The sequence below is a fragment of the Caproiciproducens sp. NJN-50 genome (assembly GCF_004103755.1).
In the GTDB taxonomy this organism is placed as follows: domain Bacteria; phylum Bacillota; class Clostridia; order Oscillospirales; family Acutalibacteraceae; genus Caproicibacter.
The window spans coordinates 889,340-914,624 of the sequence record NZ_CP035283.1 but is presented as its reverse complement, the minus strand read 5'-3'; the positions used below and the strand labels follow the sequence as shown (position 1 = coordinate 914,624).

Genomic DNA, 25,285 nt, shown 5'->3' with positions numbered 1-25,285 from the left:
CAATTGATCCGGCAGATTATTTTAGGACCGCTCCCTCGTTGGCGGAGGAAACTTCGCGGGAATAGCGCGCAAGATATCCCTCGGTGACCTTTGGCGTATACGGCGGAAGCTGTGCCAGCCTCTGCGCGATTTCTTCCTTGCTCAGCTTCACGTGAATGGTCCGGGCATCGATATCGATCTCGACGATGTCTCCGTCCCGCACGGCCGCGATCGGCCCCCTGCGGGAAGCTTCGGGCGAAACATGACCGATGCACGGCCCGCGCGTCGCCCCGGAAAAACGCCCGTCCGTCACGAGGGCGACCGACTCGGAATAGCCCATGCCGACCAGAGCGGCCGTAGCGGTCAGCATCTCGCGCATTCCAGGTCCTCCCTGAGGCCCTTCGTTGCGGAGAACGATGACGTCCCCGTGACTGATCTTTTGCCCATAGATCGCTTTCACCGCGGCCTCCTCCGATTCAAAGCAGCGCGCCGGCCCGGTGTGCCTGCGCATCTTGGGGCTGACGGCCGTCTGCTTGACGACGCAGCCGTCCGGAGCGAGATTTCCGTGGAGAACGGCAAGAGAGCTCTGTTTGCTGTAAGCGTTTTCGATGGTATGAATGACGCCGTTATCCCGTTCCATCACCTGCGAGACGTTTTCGCGGTGCGTCTTTCCGTTCACCGTCATCTGGTCCAGATCCAAAAGCGGTTCCAGCTCGCGCATCACGCCGCCGGCTCCGCCCGCGCGGTCCAGGTCCAGCAATGTATGGCTGCCGGACGGTTTGATTTTGGCAAGGTACGGGGTCGACGAGGAGATCCGTTCAATGTCCTCCAGCGTCATATGCAGATGCGCTTCCCGCGCGATTGCCGGCATATGAAGGCTCAGGTTCGTGGAGCCGCCGACGCTCATCGCAACCGTCACGGCAAGGTCCAGCATCTTCTGCGTGACGATGTCGCGCGGGCAGATATTGTTTTCAACCAGCCGGACGATCTCATAACCGCTCTGCTTCGCGATCCGGTTCTTTTTTCCCGTCACGGCGTGAGCGCAGGCACAACCCGGCATGGTGAGACCCATGGCCTCCGCGACGATCGACATGCTGTTCGCGGTCCCCATCATCGCACAGGAACCGGGAACCGGCGACATCAGGCCCTCCATGTACTCGTACTCTTCCTTGGAGATCTCGCCGCGCATCAGCTGCCCGGTCATTTCCTTCAGCTCGTAGGTGGCGTAACTTTTCCCTTTGTATTCGGCAGGGAGCATCGGCCCGCCCGTTACGATAATCGCTGGAATATTGATTCGAAGGGCCGCCATCAGCATGGCGGGAACGATTTTGTCGCATCCGCCGATCAGCACCAGGCCGTCCAGCTGATGGGCGTTCGCATAAACCTCAATCGAATCGGCAATGACTTCCCTGCTGGGAAGAACGCTGCACATGCCAACATGCCCCTGCGCGAATCCGTCGCAGATGGAGATCGTGTTGACTTCAAACGGGACCCCTCCGGCGGAACGCACGCCCGCCTTTACGAACTCGCCGATGCGGTTGAGGTGGACATGCCCCGGATGCATCTCATTGTAAGTGTTAATGACGCCGATAAACGGTTTGGAAAGCTCCTCGTTGAGAAGCCCCATCCCCCGCAGATGCGCCCGCGGGCCGGCCATGCTGATGCCGTTGACCACATGCGAACTGCGGTATTTAGGGTCTTTGTAATCCAGATTCATATTCGTTCCTTTCCTCCAATTATTCAAATTCAGTTTATAACAAAACAGATAGGCGGCCTGTCATGGACGCGGCACATTATCTTACAAGCAGCTCGGTCACCGCTTTTCCCGCTGCAATGATCTCATCCTTATAGGAGATGGCTTTTTGCAGGGAAAAGCGGTAGTTCGGGGCCGCAACGCCAATTGTGGCGGTAATTTCATGATTTCTGGAAAAAATCGGCGCGGCAACGCAGATAACGTCCGAATTATGTTCCTGATTATCCACCGAGAAGTTTTCCTGCCGGACCTTTTTGAGTTCCCTCTTCAGGGCTTCCCGGTCAGTGATCGTGTATTCGGTATGTTTCTGCAGAGGCGTGGCATCCAAATAATCCTCCAGCCATGCTTCGCTCTGATAAGCAAGGAGAAGTTTTCCCCCGCTTGTGCAGTAAAGGGGGATTTTCCACCCGACTTTGGAACGCATCGCGATTTGGTTTCTAGCTTCCAGCTTCCCGATATAAATTCCCTGAAAACCGTCCAGCGCAATTAGATTGATCGTCTCCTGAGTCAGTTCGTTCAGGCGCCGCATCTCCTCCTTGGATGCCTCCAACAGGTAATTGGCGGCCTCCATGTGCTCCGCCAGAACCATCGCTTCAAAACCGATGCGATATTTTTTCTGCTGTTCGTCCTTGGCCACGAAGCCGCACTCCAAAAGCTCCTGGAGTATTCTGTGCATCGTGCTTGCACTGAGACCGGTGATCTCAGTCAGCTCGCTGATCCCCATATAATTATTTGAACTGGAAAGCGCGAGCAGGGTCTGCAGAACCTTGAGAGAACTGTAAGAAGAGAGCTTTTTTTGAAATTCTTGCTGCTGCTCAGTCAGCATTGTTTTTCGCCTCGTTCCATATATGGAATATAAAAACTAAATATAAAATTTATATCGGATTTACTATAACACACGTCTCAATGTCTGTCAATTGATCTGATTCACCTAAAATTCTTGCAGAAATTTGTGGAATAGCTTGAATTTCGTCACAATAAAGCAGACCGGCGTCGCCAAGAAGCACTTATTGGATCCCGGCCGCCGGGGGAAAAGAGAAATTCCGTCAAAGCGGGAAATCGGTTTTTCTCTTCTGTTTCAGATCGCAGAGTCCTATAAAACACTGCGAACCAATCCGGCTTTTTCTTTTACAGCGACGCAGCCGGCCGGCGCTGGATCTTTAACCGGCCGGCAAAACAATTACAGAAAAAATCAAGGCCGGACCGCCGCGAAACGGTCCAGCCTTGATTTTTTCTGTCAATAAACTCCGTACTGCCTTGCGGGATTGCCCCCGGGCCTGACTCCCGGTTTTACGTCGATCCGAACCGACGCATGAGTCAGCAGATTGTTTTTTCCGTCGTATACATCGAACATGATGTACGCGGCGCCGTTTCCTTTTCCGTCCACCTGATAATTTCCGTTAGCCAGCTTCGATACGGAGGCGATCCGGTCATCGGTGGAATGGAATTTCACAGACGCAGCTTTGGACCCGGTCAGCCTCACGCCGATCTGATACCGTCCGCCGACCGCCATCTGGTAGCTTGTTGTATCCAGCGTGACCGAGTCGCCGACACCCGCAATCGCGTAACTGCTGAAATGGTCGGTTTCAAAGACAAGGAACCCGTTTTCGACGGCTGTATTCATGTCGGTGAACGTTCCGGTGCTTTCCTCATAACGGTAAACATGCGGCGTGCCGCGAAGTCCCTCCGGGAGCGGGATTCTGACGGTGACTTTGCCGCTGAATCCCGAAATCGGGACGCCGTTCTGGTCGAGGAGCTTTAAATTGTAAATCACCGGGTCTCCGATTACATCCAGATTCGAATCCGACTCAACAATCTTAAAGAGGTTTTCGCCCTGCGAATCGGAGCCTTGGCCCGTACCTCCGTCGACCGGCTCCCGTTCCGCTGAAAATGTAACCCGCGACACGCCGGCAGGCATCGTGGCTCCGGTCAGATCCGCGGCGGCGTTTGTACCCGCGTCCGTCAAATCGGACGGGGCAGCGGGTGCGGGTGCGGGATTGGAGGATGACGTGGAGGAAGAATGTGATCCTGAAGAAGAATGACCGGAATCATCGGAGTGATCCAGGCTTTTTTCCACGGTTACCTGACAGGTATCCGCATAGCCGCCGTCCTCCGTCGTGACGGTAATCACCGCGGACCCGGCGCTTTTCGGCGTCACGGTTCCGTCTTTCACGCTCGCAATGTTCGGGTGATCCGACGACCAGATTACGTTTTGATTGGCCGCATCGGAAGGCGATACCGCCGCGGTCAGCCTTGCGGCCGCGCCTCCCGCCGTCAGGGTCAGAAGGGAGGGGCTCAGCTTGACCCCGGTAACCCAGGTGCCGTCCCGCACCGTCACATCACAGGTATCCGTCAGGCTGCCGTCGTCCGTCGTGACGGTGATTTTGGCCTTGCCTGCGGCAACGGGCGTCACCACGCCGTCGTCATCCACATCCGCGACACCGGGATCGTCGGACGACCAGTTTACATCCGGATTGGCCGCATTAAACGGGGAGACCGTTGCGGTCAAGGTTTCCGTATCACCCCCGGCTTTCAGCGTCATGACAGAGCGGTCCAGCTTGACTCCGGTTACAGGAATGTCGCCGTCCTGAACAGTCACGCTGCAGGCATCCGTAAAGCCGCCGTCCTCCGTCGTAACGGTGATTTCGGCCTTGCCTGCGGCAACGGGAGTCACCAATCCATTATCGTCCACATCCGCGATGTCGGGAGCATCGGAGGACCAGCTTACATTCTGATCGGTCGCATCGGACGGGGAAATCGCCGCCGTCAGGGCCGCCGGAGCTCCTCCGGCTTTCAAAGTCAGGGAAGAACGGTTCAGCCTGACTCCGGTTGCCGCCACGTCTTCCTCCTGCACGGTCACGCTGCAGATATCCGTAAAGCCGCCGTCTTCCGTTGTGACGGTAATTTTGGCCTTGCCCACAGCGACAGGTGTCACAACCCCGTCGTCATCCACATCGGCAATCCCGGGATCATTGGACGACCAGCTTACCGTCTGGTCAGAGCCGGGAGGAGACACCTCAGCGGTCAGAGCCGCGGCCGCGCCTCCGGCCTTCAGGGTCAGGGCGGAGCGATTCAGTTTGACTCCGTCCGCCGGTATCTCCACCGTAGCTGTTGTTTTTGAGCCGTCGGTTTCCTCAAAGGAGTAATTATCCTGGTCGGAGGGAAGATATACGGCTGACAGATCATAGCTGCCGTTCGGCACATCATCCCACTGATAACTGGCGGTACCGTCTTTCAAGGGTATATTTTCGGCGATGACCGTATCGCCCCGCTGGAAGGCGACCGTGCCTTTCGGGGCGTCCACCGCATTGGCGGCTTTTGCCTTTAACAGAAGGTTCTTGCCTCCGTCGGAGTTGCCGCGGATGTCCGCCGACAAATCCAGCCGGAGTTCAATCGGGACAATAGCAAACTCCGTGCTGCCGCTGCTGCCCTCGTAATTGCCCACGCCGGTCACGGTGATCTTCACGGTTCCGGCATCCGTACAGTCGTCGCTGTAGGAAAGGATATAATCCGTGTCTTTTTTCAGCGGCTTTGTGGTGCTGGCCGCATCGTCATAAACGCCGAAATCGTCCGGTTTGACCTCTTTGCCCGTGTACTGATAATTCTGGGGCTGCTGAACCGTAAAGTCGGTCACCTTCGGACCGACCGCGACGCTTTCGAGACTGCCGGAGCACTCCTCCAAATGACTGTCCCCGCCATAAGACGCGGTAATATGATAGCTGCCCGCCGAATCGGGCTTCCAGTTCAGGCTCGCCGTCCAATCGGCTTCCAGGTCCTTCCTGCCGATTGTTTCGCTGTCACCGGTCAAATCATTTACAGCGGTAAAGGTGACCGTGCCGGAAGGAGTGATTTCGTCCGCGCCGCTGAATTCTTCGGTTACCGCCGCTTTCAGCGTGACGTCGTCAAACACGGTCGCCGCGCCCACCGGATCCAGATCCAGCCCGGTCGCGCCTTTACCCACCCGGATGGATGCGGATTGGGAAACAATGGAGAAAAACTGGTTATTCACCATCTGGGTGACACAGCATCGGTAGCTGTCTCCATCCTGTGTGTCGGATGCAACGGGGACGGAGTAACTGGAATCCTCCGCGCCGGAAATATCTTTCCAGCCGCTGCCGGAGCAGGACTGCCACTGGTAGCTGACATCCTGCCCGTCGCCCGGCTTGACGGAAACGGCAAAGACCGCGGTCGCGCCGCTGCGCACGTCGGCGTTTTCCGGCTGCTCCGTAAACACAGGGGAGCCGCTGTCAGCGTCGGGATTGGTGTAACCGTTGAGCTCGTCGCTGTAAGAGCTGTACTGCAAAACATTGTCGACCGGCTTGCAGCAGCGGATTTTATAGGTATTGCCTTGCTTCTTTCTCACAACTGTCAAAGTGAAAGTCTGGCAACCAAATTCCAATTTCACGCTTTACCGCCATTTCGCTATCTGACGCATGGATGAGATTAGCCACTAGGCGATGTTCTAAATCTGCTTTCTCATAATTGTCACCCTTCCCCAAGTCCCCTCTGATTGTCCCATGTTCCGCTTTCGACGGCTCAGTAGCACCCACAATGTTTCTGACACTCTGGATAATATCATTAGATCCCGCGAGTACTATTGGGATAACAGCTTTTCCGTTTACCGTAGCGCGTTCCTTAGGCGGAAACCATTTGGTAGCCAGGATGCCAAAGGAATTCAGAATAAACGGCTGAGCTATCGAAATGCCTATTGTACAAATAAATACCGCGCTGTAACTTTCGCCATAGAAGCCCCTGAACAAGGCAGAAATCGCCATAATAATCGCAGCGGCTCCCACTGTTTTGTACCACCCGAATTTGTCGTATGCCCAGATTGAGAAAAATGACAGAAACACCATACCCAGCATAACGATCATCGAGAGATTGCTCATGGCCGTTTCACCCGACGCCTGATCTTTAAAGCCATAAAAATGCCAGGCTTCTGTCGTTATTGAAAAGAACGTCGCCCAAAGGAGCTGCATGATCGCGTCAACGAGTACATACACTGAGAGAACAAGCCACCGACGCTTATAAACTCTGTATTGCGCATCGACTGTGTTTTCCATAATACAACCTCCATACAAATTTTACCTGCAGGCTTCAACGACAGGTAACTGCCTGCTTAACACTTCTCAGCTAAGTCAGGACCAGTTCGGTTTTGATGAAGTAAACCCTTAAACAAACCGGGATGCTACCTACTTTAGATCTCAAGAAATCTCTCCTTAGCAGAACCCTCCTTTACAATAAACATGGGGACAGCGGACAGAAGCAAAAGAGCAACCATTAATATCATTCCACACTGTTGATTGTTTTGTACCAGTTGTATGAAAACAAGAATAACAATGCTTCCGGCATTTCCCAACATCTGCAGAATACCCTCTGATGTACCTTCCGACGCAGGGTAAGATGCTTCTACACCAAACACCAGTCTACAGTTTGTACCCCTATGACAAAGAATCCAAAAAGCACCATCGCTACGAAGGCGAATATTACTTGATGCAAAGGTAAGTGAAACCGCGGTGCCAACGGGAAGATATCAGACAGAAGATATGCGATTTTTATGTGTTGTCATTGGATACCTGTCCGACCGCCACAACTCTCGAGCTAAGGACACCAAAAACGAAAGACGCAAGGCGCGGACCATTGATATTATTCAGGAACTGCATGCAGACCTACTCGCACATAAAAAACAACAGGACCGGATAGCCGACGAATTTCCGGGCTACAATCCGCAAGGTTATGTATTCATAACCGCCGAAGGAAATCGGTTCGATCCTCGAACGTTCGAGGATTTATTCTACCGGGAAATCAAAGCGGCCGGGATCAAAGATGCGAATTTTCACTGCCTGCGCCATACCTTCGCAACGCGGTCTATCGAAAACGGTATGGATATCCTGGTCCTTTCTAAAATTCTCGGCCATGCCAAACCATCCACCACGCCGAACCTTTACGGCCATGTACTGACCGAGCATAAAAAGGATAGCATACAGAAGATCAGCAGCCTGTACTCCACGCCGATCTCAACCGTAAAGCAGCAGCAGGAGCAGGATAAAGGGTTCATTCTCAGTTATAATTATTCAAAACGGAAAAAAACGTTTGACTGTCAAATGGCTGTCAATTAAGCTGTCAAAATTAACACGTTGACAGCTTAAGAAAAAAAGAAAAAGCCCAGAAGCCGCATGGCTACTGGGTTTTGTTTGGTTGCGGAGGCCCGCAAGTTGCCGTGTTTGAATTATTAATACCCAGGTCATTGCTGAGAATCGCTGCATAAAAACAAAATGAGCCCCCTGCGAGCCGGTTGAGTTTGCAGGGGACTTCTTATGGTCGGAGTGAAATTATAGGACTTGGAGAAATCCAGTAATATCAATGGTTTGCGGGCAATCAGCAAGCAGTACAAAAACGATATTTATAATGAAATCATTTTAAACGCCATAATGATAGGCTAGAATTGCACTTAAAAAGATTAAGGCCATAAAAATATAGAGGATTATCATAAGTTTGTCTTTTAGAATCATTTTCAGTAATAACTTGGTGGAGTCTTTTTTATAATTCTCAAACTCCTTTTGAATGGATTCACTTTTTGCTTCTAACTCATGTATTGAAGTAAAAGAACATTCTTTCAACTTAGCTACATCTCTAACGTAATCCGATAGGTGATTTGTAATTTTGCGTAACCCATCTTCTGTAATTTGGTTATTCATCAGTTCTTTATCAGTAGTGTTTGCCATTTTCTGAATTTCACTAAGCAAGTTTTTCAATAAGTCCTCTTTGGAAATCCATCGACATTCTTTGTGAGCTGCGTAGTATTCATCCTCGGTCTTATAACCACAGCGTTTCATTTCCTGTTCCATTTTTGTATCGGCATCATAAGAAAATTCCAAAACCGTTTTAATGCCAAAGAACATGCCGTCTATGTAACCGAGTTTTCGCAGTAACTTTTCAAATTGTGTTACCTGACTTTTATAATTACTCTGAATTAAGAAGACTCTGGAAACAACTACACTTGAAACGATACCACCGACAATTCCGAGAGAGAGATTCCAAAATAAATTAAATAATGACATAATCTATTCCCTCTCTCACCGATAGTAGTTTTTTATAAGTTTCACTTTTATAAAATTATAGCAAATTATAAAAATTTTGCAAGGAAAATCCTGTCATCCTATTTTACTCGCGAGTGTCCTTATAGGACTTGCTTCTCGCAAACTCGCATGGCTACAGGCAAAACAAAAGACCGACGATTCAAAATCGTCGGTCTTTTGTTGGTCCGAGTGGCAAGACTTGAACTTGCGGCCTCTAGACCCCCAGTCTGTTTTTATGTCTAATTTAGCGGACTAAACTTAAGCAAAAGCCCGTATAGCATAGCCATTTATCAGTGTTTTATAATTTCTCGATACCGATTGATTTTGTAAGAGTGTGTAGTCAAAAAGTAGTCAGATTCGACCTTGAAAATAAAGCACTTCCGGTCCTGGTTCCGACTCAGAGTTGCGGCCGTTGCGGGGGCTGGACGTACGTCCGATTTAGGCTTCCACGTTTCCTAAAATAAATCACTATGGCTGCCTGTTCTAATCAGCCGCAAAATAAGGACCTTCTTGCTGATCTGATAGACAAGCAGCCAGTCAGGTTGAATATGACACTCTCTCATGCCCTTGTAGTTCCGGGAGTTCGTCAGGTTGTGGTCTTTGTACTTCGGAGGAAGGGGCTGTTCGTTCGCCAGTATGGAAACCACTTCGGCCAGCAGCTCCGGGTTGTATCCCCTCTTTATTGCCTCTTTGTAGTCTTTTTTGAATTGCCCTTGATATTCGATCTTAAGCATTCAAGTCCTCCATCAGCGCCGACACACTGTCAAAGGGACCATGAACATCTCTGCCCTTCTCCGAGTCATCCATAGCGGCCAGCGTAACCTCGTTTGGGGTGTCCAGCGTCACATCGAACGGAAACCCGTGATAACGGATAGCTTGACGCAGAAACACATTGACGGCGGTAGTCATATCCAAACCCAGCTCTGAAAAAATCTGTTGGGCCTGCTGTTTTACATCCTTGTTCATTCTGATCGTCATGCTGGTATCGGATTTTACAGACATGATGCAAGCTCCTTTCCTTGTTTTTGTTCACTTATAGTATATGCTAATTCATGTCTATTGTAAATACATTAGGCATGAATTATTCTCAAATTTTCTAAAAATTCCGGCCATATTCCATCCTTGCATGCAGACATTTAGAGGGCAAAGGGCAAAAAACCTTACAGAAGCTGTTTGTTTGAAGCTGGCCGAACTATACGTCCGGTTTTGATCTGTGTCGCGTCCGCAGGAGATGACGATAGTCCGTATACCCTAGTGACACAATTCAACTTTATACTCGACAAATAATTAAGCGTGTATTATAAGAAGATAAACAAAAACTTGAAAGGGGACGTTTTAATGTGTAAATCACATGACAATGATTTTTGGGATCAATATGATGCCGATCATCCACAAGAAACTTATACTGACGAAGATTTTTTTGACCAAAATCCTCAAAATGAAAGTCCTAATCCTGATGATCCTATGTCATTAAATGGAAGTTTGTATAAGCGTAGCGATGAGGATAATCTTTGGCATAGAGTTCATAAAAATGACGATGAATTGGTTCGCATTAATCGTTCAAAGGCCGCATAACAAGCGGTAAAAGCACAATGCTCCTTACAGGCTTTTGATGGCCTGCAGGGGACATTGTGTTATGTTGGTAGATTTTCAGCCTATGCAGTTGCGGTAGGCGTAGAAACTGCTATGGTGGCCCCAATTTAGCCCGAAACTCCACAAAATCGGAAGTGCTTCCGCTTCCGGTTTCAACCTGAAAATAGCCAACTGGAAATCAATCTGATGGGCCCAAGACATCAGTTAGTAATAAGCTTTAAATGTGGGACGTCCCTTTGAAGAACTAAATTTGATTTAATGAACCCTTCCGGAAATGAGCATATTGATTCAAGCTCGTTTAATGGAATAGCAATAGTGCTAATAAAATCTTGGAGATTAATTATATGATTTTCCAACATTGTTTTTATAGAATTATATATTAATGTCGGACCTTCAAATCTGATTTCTCCGTCATAAGGCTCATGTTTTCTATATCCCCGCGATGATAATTGCCTAAATAGGTAGGATTTTTGTTGTTCATCTATTATGCCAAGAATATTTGCACGCATAATCATCGCAGAAAGAGAAACCTTCCATTTTCTTTTTAGCGCGATAAATGAGTCCAGACTACTGGTTATATATTCATTTCCAAAGGATTCCGCCGGCATCAAGAACGCCCCGGCAAAAATATTTGCCTGTTTTTCAAGTGACTTTAAGAGGATGGCATTAATAGCCTCTTTTTCTGTCAAATCTTGATGCAAGATTAAGTGCCCTAATTCATGGCAAATACTAAAAGAATAACTTACTGCCGTATCGCGGTTTCCTTCGTAAAAAATACGAGGGACTTTTTCATACCAAAGAGAAAAAGCCTCAACCTCTTTGGCTTTATGTGGTATTTTAGAAATAATAAATCCATTGTTCTCTAAAATGCCCACAATGTCATTGATTGGACCTTTTCCTAAAGACCAAGAGTTTCGTATATCTTCTGCTATTCTTTCAATTTTACTTATTACCATTTCATCAATTTCACAAGTATAATCGAAATTAACGTTGTCGGGCAAATTAACGTTATTCAATATAAAGTATTTGCTTAGAAAGGATATAATATCATTAGACCAATCTACCGCAATTTGATAAGACCTTTTTAGACTTTTTGTTTTTGAAACAGATCCTCTATATAGAGGGATTTCAGATGATGCTGCACTTTTGGGATGTATTTCCTTGAAAAAATACTGTATTGGAAACCCCGTAACATTTGCAATAAGTGACAAAATTTCTGGAGTCGGTTTTGTAGTACCTTTTTCGTATTGAGAAACAGCTTGTTTGGTCTTTCCAATTTTATCAGCTAGATCTGTTACGCTTAAAAATCTATATTCTCTTGCTTCTTTCATACGTTGCGGGATTAACCTAGGCTCATCCATTACCCTGCTCATGCTCTTTTTCCACCTCGGAGATTAGTTTTGGCATAATTCTTTCTTGATATGTAGTCTCATCTTCTGACACGAATTCTGAAAAAATGGGCCTACTGTCCAATATCTCCGTAAAATTATTATTTGGCATTACTAGTTTAGGAATCGTATTATTCCCGTCAAAATAAGTTGACAACACAAAATATACGTTTGTAAATGTTTTTGAAACTGGAGGCGTGAATAGGCTCAATTGATATAATTCATTGCCTGGATTACCTGTTGCCGCATTTTTCTTATATTTTGCTGGACAAGGTAAAACATCAAGTTGAGATACATGGCAAGGAGTAATCAAATAATCTTTTCCCGAAATAAACAAAACTCGGTTACCAAAGCCCACATCTTTTTTGTCTATTTGAATAAAAGCATTATCAGCTAATCTTTCATCCAAATAAAACTGGATGGCTTTATCATGAATTCTAGATCGCAGTCCATAAGAATAAGCGCTGTCAAAAAAGCGAGGTTCGCTTTGATGTATTTGACTAAATGCCTTGTCTCCAAAAACACATCCATTTCCAATCCCTCTAATCAATACATCTGGGATTCTATCAAAAAGCGAATTCAAATTTTGCACCCCCATGTTTCAATCATTGTAAAGTATTTTACAGTATTAATCTAATTTTGTCAAGTAAGCAAGCACTGTAAACCGTCGATAATTTTAGTGTTGCTAAAATGATGAGCAAAAAGCTCCCGGATCTCTGAGGGCTTTTGTTTAACAATCAGACGCGTATCCGAAATTGGCTGGAGTTGCGCCCACAACGTTGACTAATACACGTCCGCTTCAAAAAAGTGGAAGTGCTTCCGCTCCCGTTTAATCCCAACACTCAAAATTTCAGAAACTTGGCTTGGCCTTGCAATATCTCCGATGAGCCTGATGGCGCAGGTATGCTTTGGGGATATGACCACACATTAGATCAACGGCGAAATAAGACTCGGTTCTTGTTAATCGTCAATCCGTTATTGAACAAAGGAAAGCAACTTGAAATTTAGCTTACAAGCCGCTTTCTGCGGTTGCAGAGGTCGTTGGAATCACTAATAGAAATTAATGTTGAAATTTGTAAAAATACGTTTTACAATATAATTAGCGTGTGGCAAGATTTTGTGCTTGTGTCTCGCAAGCGTTGATAAAAATGGTAGGCACGTTTGCTTATCACTCTATTTCTACATGTTGTACGCTGATAGTATCGCTGTACATCATGCATCATCCCGCATAATGAGTTGCCACACGCTTTTTATATGGAGAATAAGTATGGAGAAATTTTGTGATATTCAAACGAGAAATGAATTAGCAGACTTTTTAAAAATTCCAAGAAGCAAGCTGACTCATTTGTTATATATTGAAAAACCAGAGAATGATTATAAAACATTTGAAATACCGAAAAAGAGCGGAGGCACAAGAGAAATATGTGCTCCTTCCGGTAGTCTGAAAAGTATTCAAAGCAAGTTAGCAGAAGCGTTATGGGAATATCAAAAAAGTATTTGGGCGGATAGAAAAATCCACCCAAACATATCGCATGCGTTTGAAAAAGGTAAAAGTATCATAACAAATGCAAGAATACATAGAAACAAACGATTTATTTTAAATCTTGATTTAGAGAACTTTTTCAATACGTTTCATTTTGGGCGAGTACAAGGATTCTTTGAAAAAAACTACAATTTTATGTTACCACACAAAGCAGCGGTTGCCATTGCGCAGATAGCATGTTATAAGGGGGTTCTGCCGCAGGGAGCCCCAAGTTCTCCAATAATTACAAATCTTATTTGTCAAATTCTCGATACTCGGCTTTTAAAGATTGCCAAAAAATACAAGCTAGACTATACTCGATACGCAGATGATTTAACGTTTTCAACCAATAATCGCTTTTTTATGGACAATCATGAAAAATTCCTTACCGAGGTAGCCTTGGAGATAAGAAAAGCAGGTTTTACCATTAACCATAAGAAAACAAGATTGATATTCAGAGATTCTAAGCAAGAAGTAACAGGCCTAATTGTAAACAAAAAAATAAGCGTTGATAGGAACTACTATAAGGAAACCAAGGCCATGGCACATCGGCTCTATACGCAAGGAGAATTTGAAATAAACAAGCAATCAGCCACAATGCAACAACTTGAGGGAAGATTTTCATTTATTGATCAGTTAGTTCATTATAATAACAAGCTCGATGGAGGGACACACAACCCTCATACTTTAAATGGGAGAGAAAAAGAGTATCAGGCTTTTCTTTATTATAAATATTTCTTTGCAAACGATCGACCACTTATTGTAACAGAGGGGAAAACTGATATTTGCTATCTGAAGTCTGCATTAAAGAATCTTCATGCCAAATATCCAAACTTAATTGAAAAAGATTCTAAAGGAAAATATGTATTCAAAATATCATTCTTTAAAAGATCCGAAAGGTGGAGATACTTTTTCGGTATTGGTTTGGATGGAGCAGACACAATGAAGAATCTGTATCACTTTTTCACGTCGAAAAATGATGCGCCTGATTATTTGACGCGTTTTCGAAAGCTTTGCAAATGTAGTCCACGAAAACCAGTTATACTGCTATTTGACAATGAAACAGAAAGTTCGCGACCGCTCAAGAAGTTTCTTTGCGAGAATAAGATAAATGATGAAGATAAGAAACAGCTTGAGCAGAATTTACATATAAGACTCATTCCGGAGAGCAAACTATTTCTAGCGACTACTCCTTTAGTCTCGGATAAGCTAGAATGCGAAATTGAAGACTTATTTCCTGATGAAGTGCTGAAGCACAAAGTGGACGGGAGAACTTTTACCAGGAAAGATAACTATGATAAAAAGAAATATTATGGCAAAGAGATCTTTTCGACATATATTGCTGCTAATTATGAAAAAATTGATTTTAGCAGATTTGAAGAGCTATTGAATACTTTAAGTATGATAGTAAAGTCGGAAGAAGCACCTCAGGATTAAAATTTAGGTGATATTTCCGAAAACAAAAAGCAGCGTTAATTTATGTAACGCTGCTTTTTACTACTATTTTTAGAAAGTATTATAATACTTTCTAGATTTTAGCATGCGGGATTCGAACCCGCGACTTTCCGCTTATAAGGCGGCTGCTCTACCAACTGAGCTAATACCCCATTGAGAAATATCCCTAATGGATATTTTTATTATAAACGTTTTAACAATAAATGCAATATAATTTTTTGCATTTCTCAAAATAATTGAGTTCAAGGTGATGTTTTGCTGTTACGGATATTTTGGAGCAAAGGCTCAAAAATAAAGATACCCCATGCAAGCCGTTTTCATGTTTGCATGGGGCATTTTATTATGTCTGCGCTTCCGTCTGCGGCATTTTATCTGTTGGAGTGTAACTTCACTGGTTGTCCATAAATTTGACGTTACGGGTTTTGTAGACATCTATGGGCAAACCTCAGATTTCAAATTCGCAAGCGTTTGCGAATTTGATTAATAGTTGCTGAATATTATTCTGGAGTGCTGTCTAATTCATTTTCACTCATGGATCTCATAATATCGACGGTTCCATTCGTGCGCTTTACTTCGTCGATGGATTTCTTGCGGAGCTTACTGTATTGATCGCCGGTGAGATGAAGAACTGACGCAACCATTTTTGATAAAATATCCATCTCGACGGCATACCGGAAGTTGCCGCGCGCAACTCGCGTTCCCAAACCGCCGACAAGCCCTTCCATCTTCTGGCCGAACACAGAGCAAAGATAATCCTGACTGAGCTGCGACGTGATATGGCCGAAATAAAAATCAACGGCTTTTTCTATGACGTCGTTGCGGGAAATGCTGTTCGTCAGTTCTATCAGAGTGTCGGCTTTGATTATTGCTTCTTTCTCTATGTAAAGAGAGAGTTTTAATTTTTCATTTTCGCTGACCGTCTTATCCTTGAGAAGTGTCTTGTTGGCTGACTTTTTCACGGAACATCATCCTTTTCATTAAATTAGCGTACCTGTACATATGCATGTACTGTATTTTACGATCACAACGGGGTTATTTTGAGATATTGGTTCATTTTGATTGAAGAAGTACATGCAAAGGTCAAAATTTGCATGTACGATATTATTAGGGTAAAGCCCCGCACTGCGGGGCTTTGTGGACCGGAGTACACGCCTCGTGCGTGTACTCCTTTATCCTGCAAAAAGAAAACCGGGCATTTTGAACGGATTATGATTCTGAATTAGAACGCTGCTTTATCTAAATAAAGGCGCTCCCAACGCCTTGGAATCGGTTCAGGATCATGCTGTCCTCCGCATCTGGAACATCACCCGTTTCCCTTTTCTGACACCGCGGGGGCTTCATGATCTGCTGCACGACTGCATACTTTTCCGGATTGAATTCCAGTTTCACGACGATTATTTTCATATCATTTCACCTCGTGTTTTAATCCTGGCTGGAAGCGCGTAAAGCAGAGAAAAAACAACACGGTCCCTGTCACCCGTTCTTTTTCACCTCCCTTAGGAGATACTGAAACATTTTTTCTGAATCAGGATTCATTGTGTCGCGTATTGCTTTCTCAAGAAATTCGACTTTCTCCTGTTTGGTCATGAGGGCGAAGATCATTGTAAGCTCCGGTTCATCTTCAAAAATCATCAAGTGATCATCTCCTACGCGAACATTTCTTCGGGATCAAAACAAGCTCTGCATTTTCTTCTTGCTTTTGCCGTCCTATCCCTTACTGCAAATGTTGAAACTCCTATTGTTTTTGCAATTTCATCACTGCTCATTCCATGTAACCAAAGTCTAAATGACTCCTTTTCCTTAGTTGATAAAACGGGTTCAACTTTTTGACAAACGGATTCAACTAAGACTTTATATTCGAGTGGATCCCATTCATCAGGTGCCGGGATTCGTGAGCCAAGTTCCGCATCATTCCCGTCCTCATCTCCACAAACTATTTTATTTAAGCTTATGGTACGGTTTGAATCTGCCGTTGCCTTTCTGCAAGAATTTAATATGGCACTCTCGACGAAATTAAAAGCAAACGAAAAAAACGAGGATGAGTGGTCACCGTTTGCACCGTAAATTTTTGCAGCCCTGCACAGGCCAATCGCGGCATCGCCATAGATGTCATCGTATTTCAGATGTGATTTATATGTATAAAATGTGTGAGCAACAAATTTGAACGCAGCGCCAATTACCTTTTCATTTTCAATTACGAGTTGCTGCTGTTCATTGGTAAGACTACCGTATTGCGGACTTTCAGCTAAATTTTTCATGCTGAAATGATCGTCATTCCCCATTAACCAGTCTTCCGATACTTCCAAAGCTTTTGCTATCTTCTGAATCATGGATGCAGTAGGGTCTCGTCTTCCCTTTTCCCAACTGCATAATCTGGTACTTCTCACACCGATTAATTTCGCAAGCTGTTTCTGGTTTAGTCCTTTTTTATTTCTGGCATAAACTACGCGTTCCCCGAAAGTCATCAAATCGCCCGTTTTCTCTACCATTATTTTTCTCTCCTTCCTGTTCAATCCACCATCTGCGGACCAATATGCCAGTCCTGATAAACGTTTCCTTTGATCTTTACATAGTCCGTGAGGTTCTCGGAAAGCATTCCTGCCGGGGTCCATGCGTCTTCCAGATACGTGTATACGGTGTACGTCCCATCAGGGAACCAGAGCGGTGTAAACTGTACCCGATCTTCATAGGTCGAGTATTTATTTTTAGCAAATTCCAATGCCGCCGATGTACCGGAAGCTGTGCAGTCCAGATGGCGCCAGTACGTCTTATAATCAAATTCTGGGAAGTAGGTCAGGCCGGTTTGCGGCGCGGTGACATGGGACAGGGGCGCGTTGGAACCGTTGACACCGTTGACGCTGACGGTTATTCCATACCCGGATTTCATTTCTTTCCCTTTGGCGCTCCAATCGTGTGAGCTGGGCATCAGCGACATGTTGGCCGAGAGCTTTGCGTGATAAGACGTAAAGTCATAATGCCAGGAACCCTCATCCACCCATTTGCCCTTGTCTTTCCAGTGGCCTCCGGTCGGTGAACTGGAATCGGATACCCAATGCCAATCTTCATGCCATACCCAATTGGGAACCCAGTAACCGGACCACACGCCCCAGCTGTTGGACGTCGTAACCGTGGGGGAAGGAACGGTCGGTGTGGTAAAGCTGTCGTTGCGGTCACTGGCGGTCGGATCGGGCGGCTCGTGGCCGTCAACAGAGACAATGTTGGCCTTAATGCTGTTAACGTCGAGAGAACCTTTCGAGGCCGACACGGAAATGTTGATCGTCTGCGGTGTGGACGGCGTTTTCCACTTGCACCACACCAGTTGACTTTCTCCCTCCGGAATGACAATGCTGGACATGGTAAAACTGCCGCCGCTGATATGGAATGTAACCTTAGCCGTATGATCCGGATCAATTTCATCGTCCGTGCTGAGCGTAACGGCGGTAATCACGTCCGTGTTGGCTCGGTAGGTTGCCGTGGAACTGGACGGGGGCGTTGGTTCAGAGCCGCCGTCATCCTTAAATTTGACGATGCCGAGGCCCAGCTTATTAATGATGGTGGTGTCAGACTGCGGCTTGCTAGTTGATTCACCCTTGCCGGGGAAAGCAGGATATCCCATATCCGCCGTTTGCAGGAACATGGAAAGCGGCAGATTTTGATGCGAGAGGGAAACCATCTTGCTCCGAAGTCCTCCGCTCAACATTTGGTCGTACTTTGCGGCTTCCGTGGCTGTCATGGCCATTTTGAAGCCCTCAAACGTGAAATAGGCGAGAGGTTCCAAAAGGAGCTTGTAGGTGCCGTCAGTCAGCTTGTCGTAAGCAATCCCCGTCAATGTTGCAATATATTGGACAATCAACTTGTCAGTGAAATAGCTTTTAATCGCTGCAATATTGTTGCTGCTGTTGCCTGTAATGATCGTTGGGAGGGACTGTGCTGGATTTTTATACGTGTATTTAGACTGCGAAGAGGTCAGGGAAGCCCCGTTCTTATATTGCAGTTTACATACTTTACCAAAATGTGCAACGATATCATTTTCCTTTTTGTTTGTCAAATCAATCGGTGTCGTTACCGGCTTATTGTCGCTGGTCCGGATCACCGTAACGCGGACGCCATCATCGCCATTGTGCCAAACATTCTCGGCGGTTCCGCCGCCCATTCCGCCCCCGCCGCCGCTCATGTTTCCTTCGCCGTCGCCGGCATAAGCGGTAATATTCGCGCTAAATGCAAGTATGAAAACAAAAAGAGTGATTGCAAGAAATCGTTTCATATCTGTCCTCCTGACACAAAAAAACACAGTTTGCCAAAAAGCAAACTGTGTTATAAATATTCTGTTATCTCAATCAAATCAATCCATAGTGCCGACTTTATCTCCAGTTAATTGATCCCCAGGATTTCCTACGGTTGTTCCTTGTCCGCCTGTCGGCTTCTGCCATCCAAAACCGGGAACGTAGATCTCTCCAGCCTTTCCTCCGGATCTTGAAGCGCTGCTTTTTGAGACGGTCGGCTTGCTGGAATAGGTTGGCTTTTTGCTTTTATCCGTCAACGCCGAGCTTGCGGGCGGCGTCGGTTTCAGCGGTGCGGACGTCGGCTTAGAAACAGTGGTCAGCGGTTCGCTGGCCGAGGCCCCAGAAGAAGGGACAAGTCCGTATTATCCGCCTATAAATCGCAGCCTGAACAAGTTAAGAAGGCAGTGGATAGGCTTTTGTGCGTCCCTGAATGTCGCCCCATTCAAGATGATATGGCTATATCTGATGATCTTTTAAGCCTTTCTGAAAACGACTCTTGCGATATAGTAAAAAGTAAGCCTAAAGTATAAGCAATGGTTTGATGAAAAGTACCTTTATACTCTTTGGCTTACCTCTGTCAAGATAAACCATGAAGAATAAAAAATCCCGCCCTGCGTGGTAAACGCAAAGCGGGCAGCGGATAGAAGGTATATATTATGAATGCTGCGGCATACGCCAGATATTCAACAGATCGGCAATGTAGCATAGAGGTCCAGTTTGCAATGATTCGGCAATACTGTGAGGCACAGAAGCTTGACCTGTCACCCTACCAAATGTACGAGGACGAGGCAATGACCGGGATTCGTACCCGGCGAAGGAAAGGCTTTCATGACCTTCTACATGCCGCCGAAAATCACGAATTCGATTGTGTCGTCCTGTACGATCTGACGCGTGGCAGCCGCGATGTCGTGGACTGGTTTAAATTTCGCAAGGATATGAAGATTCTCGGCATTGAGGTTCATTCCGTAATGGACCGGCTTGGCGACCTAGACAACCCGACCGACTTTCTGACCGAGCTTGTCACCGTTGGCATGGGGCAGACTCATGTTCTTACGTCGAGGTTGAAATCTATGGATAAAATAGATTTTCTGGCAAAACAGGGAAAGTTCCTCGGCGGTTATGCCCCTCTAGGATATCATATCGAAGACGGCCAATCCCTGATTGACCCGCAGGAGTCCGAGTATGTGCGGAAAATCTTTACCATGTATGCTTCTGGCCGCAGCTATGCCGAGATAATTGCCGCTCTGCCCGTAGGACTATGCGGGAAGCGGGGAAGCCCCTCGGCAAAAACTCGCTGCATGAAATCTTGAAAAATGAACGGTACACCGGGAAATACACTTGGTGCAAGCGCAAAGTCAAATACATGTCTGAATGGGCGGGCGGCGGCCCCAGCGAGCGCGCCGTCACCATCGAAAACGCAATTCCGCCACTCATTGACGCGGTAACATGGGAAAGGGTGCAAAAGCGTATGGAGGCAAACAAGCATAACATGCTCAATAAAAGCCGTAGACATCGGGACTATCTTCTAAGTGGACTGCTACGCTGCGGGTACTGCGGCGCGGCCTTTGTCGGTGTCACCACGCAAAACAAAAAAGGGTATGAATATAAATTTTACGCCTGCGGGGACAAATATCGGAAAAGAACCTGCAAGGCTAAAAACCTTGCGGCCAACGAAATCGAGCCGCTCGTCGTCGCTCTGCTACGTCGCTCCGTCCTCGACGGTTCCATGATTGAGGCAACAGCCGATGCGATACTTGCAGCCGGCAGCGGAAAGAATAGCCGTTCCGAGCTTTCCAACCTAAAAAAGGAACTCTCGACGCTCGATGCGCAAATAAACAATCTGATTGATGCCTTGGCAGGTGGCCTGAATAGTCCCGCTGTGCAATCTCGGCTCACCGACCTTGAGGGGAACAAGATAGTGCTTAAGCAAAAAATAAAAGAGCTTCAGCCGAAACCGACGCTCTCGCGCGAATACCTAATTAATGAGCTTTCCCACGACGTGACCGCTCTGCAACATAATCCGTCCTGTATCCGCGAATTGATACGAAAATACATTGTTTCAATCGACGTTTTCGACGATGCAATTAAAATCCACTCCACGGCGGACCTGTCCGGGGCGCTTCCCTCTCTTGTAGGAAAGTTCACGGAAAAGGAAAAAACCACCGGAACAAATTCCGATGGTTTAATCACAGTTGGTTGCGGAGGCAGGATTTGAACCTACGACCTTCGGGTTATGAGCCCGACGAGCTACCGGACTGCTCCACTCCGCGATATTTACCTTTTAAAGCTAACATACACGCCTCATTTAGAGTGCCTAAATATAATACCATCCCCCAAAAGAAATGTCAAGTCTTTTTTTCTTGAATTGTCGCTCTTTGTACACTAAAAAATATTATCTGTATATTAATTGAAATATTTGCACACATGAACTATAATCAAAGTAAAATAATGGATATTTCATTGATCGTCAAAAGAAACCAGCATCATGGTTATTATCAATCTGCAGCGGCTATCGATTCAATATTCTCTTGATTTCGTTGATTTTGCAGGAGGGAAAATGGCTAAATTACTTTATCAGGGACACGGTAGTTACAAAATTACCACAAACCAAAATTCTGTGATCTATATTGACCCCTTTGCGGGGAAAGGCTACGATGCTCCGGCCGATCTGGTATTGGTTTCACATGAGCATTCTGATCACAACCATGTCGAATTGGTAAAGCTGAAAAAGGATGGGAGAATTTATAGAAGCTCTGACCTGTTGAAAGGAGGCAAATATCAATCGGTCATTTATAAAGATGTAAAGATTGAAGCCACGCCTGCTTTTAACAAAAATCATTCAAAGAACGAATGTGTCGGATTTCTGATTACTGTGGATCACATCAAGATTTACGCGGCCGGCGATACCTCAAAAACGGACTACATGACAGACCGTCTGGCGGGTGAAATAATAGATTATGCCCTCTTACCAATAGACGGCGTATACAACATGGGTCCTGAGGGAGCCTCCTTGTGCGCAAAAATAATCGGCGCGAAACACAGCATTCCCATCCATATGAAGCCCGGCGCTTTGTTTGACGAAGAAAAAGCTAAGGCTTTCCACGCGGATGGAGAAATTGTTTTAAGGCCAAATGGGGAGATCAGCTTATGATCGTCCACACGACGCTTCCCTGTATTCTCCGAAAAAATCCGAACGGGCGTCGCACCCGGTCTTTTAGGACAGAGTGCATGCCCGTTTCCTTTACCATCCGGACGTTATAAGTCCAAGCGCCTCCGGCCCCGCGCGATTCCGAGAAAATTACTCCTCTGCCGCCATCGCGTCCGCTTTCGTTTTTTGAACCGTTCCCCGGGGGTGCTGCGGCGGAGCGTAAACCGAATACAATTTCAACGGCGCCGTGCCGACGTTGGTCACATCGTGCCACGTCCCGGCCGGAATGACAATCGCATCGCTTGGCCCGACTTTTTTTTGAAAGCTTAAATCATCTTTGCGGTCTCCGATTCTTACCAGCCCTTCGCCTTGCTCAATCCTGATGAACTGATCTGTGTTCGGATGCATCTCCACGCCGATATCATCATTGGCATTGATGCTCATCAATGTGAGCTGGAGATGGCTTCCCGTCCACAGCGCGGTACGAAAGGTATCATTCCCTCTGGTGGCTTGCTCAATGTTAACTACGATGGGAACCGGTCCATAATCTTTATATTCTTCAGGCATCCTTTCTGCTCCCTTCCCGATTTGATTTCAGCTTATTATATGAGTGAACTTGTAAGAAAGTTCTTTTTTAAAACAAATCAGGAAGGAGACAAAACGTCGTCTGGGTATTCGGACCCGCAGTAAAGGTTATCTCCGATTGACAAACTAATTGTGTTAGTTTATAATGACATTGTTATAGTTTAGAAGGAGGACCGGCATGGGCACAAGAAGAGGACTAAGCACGCAAGCAATCCTGAATGCCGCGGCGGAGCTGGCGGAGGAAAAAGGGATCGAAAACGTCTCTTTGCTCCAGGTAGCGGAAAAGCTGGGAATAAAATCGCCTTCTCTCTACAACCATTTTAGAGGGCTGAAAGAACTTTCGCTGGAAATGGCAAAACTTGCAATCGGCAGACTTGAAAATGCCATCCGCGACGCGGCGGTCGGCCGGTCAAAGGACGACGCATTGATGGCAATCGCTCTGGCTTACCGCAAATTTGCAAAAGAAAATCCGGAGCTGTACAAGTCAATTTTGAGATTCCCGGACTTCAAAGACAGCGGCATTCGAGAGACCGGCCACGCCGTCGTCCGCATCCTGTATCAGGTGATGGAGCCGTATTGCTGCGGCAAAGAGGAAACCATCCATTTTGCCCGGGGGTTCCGAAGCGCGCTTCACGGATTTGTCTCTCTGGAAGAGGCAGGTTTTTTCATGGGGACCGAAGCCGATGTGGACGAAAGCTTTGAACGGCTTGTTTCGCGTTTCATAAATACGGGAGAAGATGTCAGGCATGCTTGAATTTTTCGCCTTGCCCATCGTAGGATTTCTGGTGGGTATGCTGATTGTTTCCTTCGGGGGCGGCGGCGGAGCCGTCTATGTGGGAATTCTGACCGCCATCTTTCATGTTCCGCCCGCTGTGGCGGCGTCAACTTCCCTTGCGACCACAATCCCCACCACTGCGGCGGGGACATTCAGCCACTGGAAAGCTGGAAATATCAATCTGCGCTTTGGACTCACGATGCTGTGCGGCGGTGTTGCCGGCTCCGTCGCAGGTTCCCTGTGCTCCGGAATGCTGCCGCAGAATCTGTACAATAAACTGACCGGAACCATCCTGGTATTGCTGGCCTTACAGATGCTTCTTTCCAACGGAAAAAGGAAAACGAACGAAAGCACCGGCCACACGGATGGCAATCGACCTGGGCGGAACGGCTTCATTCAGGCGGTGTGCTTCGGACTGCTCGGGGGAATCATGTCCGGGCTGGTCGGCTTAAGCGGCGGCGGCCCGATCGTCGCGGGACTCATGATTTTGGGATGCGGAGCGCTCGAAACGGTGGGGACTTCGGTTCTTGTACTGCTGGGCATGGCAGTTACCGGTTTTGCCATGCACCTCGGCCTAGGCGATATCGATTGGAAACTTGTCGGGCTCCTGGCTTCCGGCACCACGTGCGGGGCCTTGATCGGTCCACTCCTCCTCAGACGGATGGACCAAAAACAGCTGGAGAAGATCCTTCAGCCGGTGCTTTTCCTGATGACTGCTGCGATGGGCGGGATATTGTTTTTTAAATAATCGCAGCCACGGCAGACAACCTCATGAGATGGCAGATGCTGTTCTTTCAAATGCAATCGGAACGGTATTCCCAGACCGTTTACCCGATAAAACGCAAAATCAGCTCATATGCAGCCGGAACCAAAAGGGCCGGCAGCATATTTCCCACTTTGAATTTTTTCCCAAACGCGATGTTCGCACCTACACAAAAAATAAGCGACGAGCCCACATAAGACAGATTATCGATCAGCGTCTGCCCCAAAAAGGGGCCGATAAAAACCGTGAGAAGCGTAATGCCGCCCTCATACACAAGAATCGGAACAGCCGAGAACATGACTCCCAATCCGTAACTGGAGGCAAAGGCCAAAACGATGACAAAATCCAGAATGGATTTGGCCGCCAACATGGAGTAGTCTCCTTTTAAACCATCCTGGATCGAACCGATGATCGCCATAGCGCCCACGCAAATAATCAACGACGAATTCACGAAGCCTTCCACAAACCGATTGTCCTCTTCCACCTTTGCCAAAGTTTTGAGCTTTTCTCCTAAGGCGTCAAGGGAGTGTTCAATATCTGCCGCCTGCCCGATCAGGCCCCCGATCACCAGCGAGAAGATCAACAGCATGACGCCTTGGGTTTGTATCCTTCCGTCGACGACCGTAATCATCCCCTGAAGGGTCCCCGCCGCGCCGATAAAAATTACCGCAACCCCACAGGTCTGCATCAGCATATCCTGTGTTTTCTGTTTCATTCCGTTCCTCAGGAACAGCCCGATGCCGCTTCCGGCAATGACGGCAATCGTATTGAAAATCGTCCCAAGCCCTTTCACGCAATCTCCTCTTACTTCTCCGCCATGTCAATAACCTTCTCCGAATCGCGCAGTGTCATTGCCATCGGTTTATTGTAACTCTCTGTAACTGGATTTTATGGTGCTTTTGCTTGTAAATTATAGCATAAACTCGAAAGCTGACGCAAGGAAAACGGCCTTTCCCCAATCA

At 46.9% G+C, this 25,285-nt stretch carries 24 protein-coding genes, 1 tRNA gene and 1 pseudogene; 8 read left to right on the top strand and 18 right to left on the bottom strand.

Annotation, left to right across the window (positions count from 1 at the left end):
* Positions 1–16: 16 nt before the first annotated feature.
* From ilvD to EQM14_RS04400, 4 genes are all read right to left on the bottom strand, one after another.
* The gene (gene ilvD / locus EQM14_RS04415; RefSeq protein ID WP_128741813.1) at positions 17–1,696 is read right to left on the bottom strand and encodes a dihydroxy-acid dehydratase; all 1,680 of its coding nucleotides are present in this window, start codon (positions 1,694–1,696) and stop codon (positions 17–19) included.
* Between the two features lie 76 nt (positions 1,697–1,772).
* Positions 1,773–2,558: an IclR family transcriptional regulator gene (locus EQM14_RS04410; RefSeq protein ID WP_128741812.1), complete on the bottom strand. Its 786-nt coding sequence runs from the start codon at positions 2,556–2,558 to the stop codon at positions 1,773–1,775.
* Between the two features lie 411 nt (positions 2,559–2,969).
* On the bottom strand, positions 2,970–6,137 hold the full coding sequence (locus tag EQM14_RS04405) for an Ig-like domain-containing protein (protein WP_128741811.1): 3,168 nt from the start codon (positions 6,135–6,137) through the stop codon (positions 2,970–2,972).
* Positions 6,067–6,795 carry a nucleoside-diphosphate kinase gene (locus tag EQM14_RS04400; RefSeq protein WP_128741810.1) on the bottom strand — a complete coding sequence of 243 codons (729 nt, stop codon included), beginning with the start codon at positions 6,793–6,795 and terminating at the stop codon, positions 6,067–6,069. The genes EQM14_RS04405 and EQM14_RS04400 overlap by 71 nt, the downstream gene beginning before the upstream one ends.
* A gap of 453 nt (positions 6,796–7,248) precedes the next feature.
* On the opposite strand from EQM14_RS04400, the gene EQM14_RS04395 reads away from it, so the two are divergent.
* Positions 7,249–7,851, top strand: coding sequence for a tyrosine-type recombinase/integrase (locus EQM14_RS04395; RefSeq protein ID WP_128741809.1), 603 nt, complete (start codon positions 7,249–7,251; stop codon positions 7,849–7,851).
* Positions 7,852–8,151: 300 nt separating this feature from the next.
* On the opposite strand, the gene EQM14_RS04390 is transcribed toward EQM14_RS04395, so the two are convergent.
* The 3 genes from EQM14_RS04390 to EQM14_RS04380 form a co-directional block, all read right to left on the bottom strand.
* Entirely contained in the window at positions 8,152–8,793 is a 642-nt protein-coding gene (locus EQM14_RS04390; protein ID WP_128741808.1) for a hypothetical protein, read from the bottom strand.
* A 473-nt stretch (positions 8,794–9,266) separates the two neighbouring features.
* Entirely contained in the window at positions 9,267–9,545 is a 279-nt protein-coding gene (locus EQM14_RS04385) for a type II toxin-antitoxin system YafQ family toxin (protein WP_128741807.1), read from the bottom strand.
* Complete coding sequence (locus tag EQM14_RS04380) at positions 9,538–9,813, bottom strand: type II toxin-antitoxin system RelB/DinJ family antitoxin (protein WP_128741806.1); 276 nt, start codon at positions 9,811–9,813, stop codon at positions 9,538–9,540. Before EQM14_RS04380 ends, EQM14_RS04385 begins: the two co-directional genes overlap by 8 nt.
* A gap of 336 nt (positions 9,814–10,149) precedes the next feature.
* Between EQM14_RS04380 and EQM14_RS04375 the strand changes: the two genes are divergently transcribed.
* Positions 10,150–10,386: a hypothetical protein gene (locus EQM14_RS04375; protein WP_128741805.1), complete on the top strand. Its 237-nt coding sequence runs from the start codon at positions 10,150–10,152 to the stop codon at positions 10,384–10,386.
* Between the two features lie 218 nt (positions 10,387–10,604).
* Here EQM14_RS04375 and EQM14_RS04370 read toward each other — a convergent pair whose 3' ends face one another.
* Positions 10,605–11,777, bottom strand: coding sequence for a helix-turn-helix domain-containing protein (locus EQM14_RS04370; RefSeq protein WP_128741804.1), 1,173 nt, complete (start codon positions 11,775–11,777; stop codon positions 10,605–10,607).
* Entirely contained in the window at positions 11,758–12,375 is a 618-nt protein-coding gene (locus EQM14_RS04365) for a hypothetical protein (RefSeq protein WP_128741803.1), read from the bottom strand. The genes EQM14_RS04370 and EQM14_RS04365 overlap by 20 nt, the downstream gene beginning before the upstream one ends.
* A 684-nt stretch (positions 12,376–13,059) precedes the next feature.
* Between EQM14_RS04365 and EQM14_RS04360 the strand changes: the two genes are divergently transcribed.
* Positions 13,060–14,751, top strand: a complete 1,692-nt coding sequence (locus EQM14_RS04360; RefSeq protein ID WP_128741802.1) for a retron Ec67 family RNA-directed DNA polymerase/endonuclease — start codon at positions 13,060–13,062, stop codon at positions 14,749–14,751.
* Positions 14,752–15,266: 515 nt separating this feature from the next.
* On the opposite strand, the gene EQM14_RS04350 is transcribed toward EQM14_RS04360, so the two are convergent.
* From EQM14_RS04350 to EQM14_RS16865, 6 genes are all read right to left on the bottom strand, one after another.
* Complete coding sequence (locus tag EQM14_RS04350; RefSeq protein ID WP_128741801.1) at positions 15,267–15,728, bottom strand: hypothetical protein; 462 nt, start codon at positions 15,726–15,728, stop codon at positions 15,267–15,269.
* A 277-nt stretch (positions 15,729–16,005) separates the two neighbouring features.
* Complete coding sequence (locus EQM14_RS16285) at positions 16,006–16,173, bottom strand: hypothetical protein (protein WP_164918965.1); 168 nt, start codon at positions 16,171–16,173, stop codon at positions 16,006–16,008.
* 69 nt (positions 16,174–16,242) lie between these two features.
* Positions 16,243–16,404, bottom strand: a complete 162-nt coding sequence (locus EQM14_RS16280) for a hypothetical protein (RefSeq protein WP_164918964.1) — start codon at positions 16,402–16,404, stop codon at positions 16,243–16,245.
* A gap of 11 nt (positions 16,405–16,415) precedes the next feature.
* Complete coding sequence (locus tag EQM14_RS04345; RefSeq protein ID WP_164918963.1) at positions 16,416–17,258, bottom strand: sigma-70 family RNA polymerase sigma factor; 843 nt, start codon at positions 17,256–17,258, stop codon at positions 16,416–16,418.
* A gap of 20 nt (positions 17,259–17,278) precedes the next feature.
* On the bottom strand, positions 17,279–19,033 hold the full coding sequence (locus tag EQM14_RS04340) for a hypothetical protein (RefSeq protein ID WP_128741799.1): 1,755 nt from the start codon (positions 19,031–19,033) through the stop codon (positions 17,279–17,281).
* Between the two features lie 78 nt (positions 19,034–19,111).
* A complete protein-coding gene (locus EQM14_RS16865; protein ID WP_326975666.1) occupies positions 19,112–19,339 on the bottom strand; it encodes a DUF6550 family protein in 228 nt (75 codons plus the stop codon).
* 369 nt (positions 19,340–19,708) lie between these two features.
* On the opposite strand from EQM14_RS16865, the gene EQM14_RS04330 reads away from it, so the two are divergent.
* Both EQM14_RS04330 and EQM14_RS04325 read left to right on the top strand, forming a co-directional pair.
* Positions 19,709–20,362: a recombinase family protein gene (locus tag EQM14_RS04330; RefSeq protein WP_128741797.1), complete on the top strand. Its 654-nt coding sequence runs from the start codon at positions 19,709–19,711 to the stop codon at positions 20,360–20,362.
* Positions 20,311–21,267 (top strand): recombinase family protein, encoded by a 957-nt coding sequence (locus EQM14_RS04325; RefSeq protein ID WP_128741796.1) that lies wholly within the window; start codon positions 20,311–20,313, stop codon positions 21,265–21,267. The genes EQM14_RS04330 and EQM14_RS04325 overlap by 52 nt, the downstream gene beginning before the upstream one ends.
* Here EQM14_RS04325 and EQM14_RS04320 read toward each other — a convergent pair.
* A tRNA-Met gene (locus tag EQM14_RS04320) sits at positions 21,246–21,322 on the bottom strand. The two genes, EQM14_RS04325 and EQM14_RS04320, sit on opposite strands and share 22 nt — an antisense overlap.
* Before the next feature lie 215 nt (positions 21,323–21,537).
* Here EQM14_RS04320 and EQM14_RS04315 point away from each other — a divergent pair.
* Entirely contained in the window at positions 21,538–22,203 is a 666-nt protein-coding gene (locus EQM14_RS04315) for an MBL fold metallo-hydrolase (RefSeq protein WP_243112620.1), read from the top strand.
* Between the two features lie 147 nt (positions 22,204–22,350).
* Here the strand turns inward: EQM14_RS04315 and EQM14_RS04310 are convergent.
* Positions 22,351–22,764: pseudogene (locus tag EQM14_RS04310) on the bottom strand (cupin domain-containing protein); the annotation flags it as partial.
* Positions 22,765–22,963: 199 nt separating this feature from the next.
* On the opposite strand from EQM14_RS04310, the gene EQM14_RS04305 reads away from it, so the two are divergent.
* The gene (locus tag EQM14_RS04305) at positions 22,964–23,539 is read left to right on the top strand and encodes a TetR/AcrR family transcriptional regulator (RefSeq protein WP_128741794.1); all 576 of its coding nucleotides are present in this window, start codon (positions 22,964–22,966) and stop codon (positions 23,537–23,539) included.
* Positions 23,532–24,308 carry a sulfite exporter TauE/SafE family protein gene (locus EQM14_RS04300; RefSeq protein ID WP_128741793.1) on the top strand — a complete coding sequence of 259 codons (777 nt, stop codon included), beginning with the start codon at positions 23,532–23,534 and terminating at the stop codon, positions 24,306–24,308. The genes EQM14_RS04305 and EQM14_RS04300 overlap by 8 nt, the downstream gene beginning before the upstream one ends.
* A gap of 79 nt (positions 24,309–24,387) precedes the next feature.
* Here EQM14_RS04300 and EQM14_RS04295 read toward each other — a convergent pair whose 3' ends face one another.
* Complete coding sequence (locus EQM14_RS04295) at positions 24,388–25,116, bottom strand: DUF554 domain-containing protein (RefSeq protein ID WP_128741792.1); 729 nt, start codon at positions 25,114–25,116, stop codon at positions 24,388–24,390.
* Between the last annotated feature and the right edge of the window lie 169 nt (positions 25,117–25,285).

Excerpts from the sequence above, each read along its gene's own strand:
- ilvD (WP_128741813.1), bottom strand. The coding sequence starts at position 1,696 with ATGAATCTGGATTACAAAGACCCTAAATACCGCAGTTCGCATGTGGTC.
- EQM14_RS04410 (WP_128741812.1), bottom strand. The coding sequence starts at position 2,558 with ATGCTGACTGAGCAGCAGCAAGAATTTCAAAAAAAGCTCTCTTCTTAC.
- EQM14_RS04400 (WP_128741810.1), bottom strand. The coding sequence starts at position 6,795 with ATGGAAAACACAGTCGATGCGCAATACAGAGTTTATAAGCGTCGGTGG.
- EQM14_RS04390 (WP_128741808.1), bottom strand. The coding sequence starts at position 8,793 with ATGTCATTATTTAATTTATTTTGGAATCTCTCTCTCGGAATTGTCGGT.
- EQM14_RS04385 (WP_128741807.1), bottom strand. The coding sequence starts at position 9,545 with ATGCTTAAGATCGAATATCAAGGGCAATTCAAAAAAGACTACAAAGAG.
- EQM14_RS04380 (WP_128741806.1), bottom strand. The coding sequence starts at position 9,813 with ATGTCTGTAAAATCCGATACCAGCATGACGATCAGAATGAACAAGGAT.
- EQM14_RS04375 (WP_128741805.1), top strand. The coding sequence starts at position 10,150 with ATGTGTAAATCACATGACAATGATTTTTGGGATCAATATGATGCCGAT.
- EQM14_RS04370 (WP_128741804.1), bottom strand. The coding sequence starts at position 11,777 with ATGAGCAGGGTAATGGATGAGCCTAGGTTAATCCCGCAACGTATGAAA.
- EQM14_RS04360 (WP_128741802.1), top strand. The coding sequence starts at position 13,060 with ATGGAGAAATTTTGTGATATTCAAACGAGAAATGAATTAGCAGACTTT.
- EQM14_RS16285 (WP_164918965.1), bottom strand. The coding sequence starts at position 16,173 with ATGAAAATAATCGTCGTGAAACTGGAATTCAATCCGGAAAAGTATGCA.
- EQM14_RS04345 (WP_164918963.1), bottom strand. The coding sequence starts at position 17,258 with ATGGTAGAGAAAACGGGCGATTTGATGACTTTCGGGGAACGCGTAGTT.
- EQM14_RS04340 (WP_128741799.1), bottom strand. The coding sequence starts at position 19,033 with ATGAAACGATTTCTTGCAATCACTCTTTTTGTTTTCATACTTGCATTT.
- EQM14_RS04330 (WP_128741797.1), top strand. The coding sequence starts at position 19,709 with ATGAATGCTGCGGCATACGCCAGATATTCAACAGATCGGCAATGTAGC.
- EQM14_RS04325 (WP_128741796.1), top strand. The coding sequence starts at position 20,311 with ATGCGGGAAGCGGGGAAGCCCCTCGGCAAAAACTCGCTGCATGAAATC.
- EQM14_RS04315 (WP_243112620.1), top strand. The coding sequence starts at position 21,538 with ATGGTTATTATCAATCTGCAGCGGCTATCGATTCAATATTCTCTTGAT.
- EQM14_RS04305 (WP_128741794.1), top strand. The coding sequence starts at position 22,964 with ATGGGCACAAGAAGAGGACTAAGCACGCAAGCAATCCTGAATGCCGCG.
- EQM14_RS04300 (WP_128741793.1), top strand. The coding sequence starts at position 23,532 with ATGCTTGAATTTTTCGCCTTGCCCATCGTAGGATTTCTGGTGGGTATG.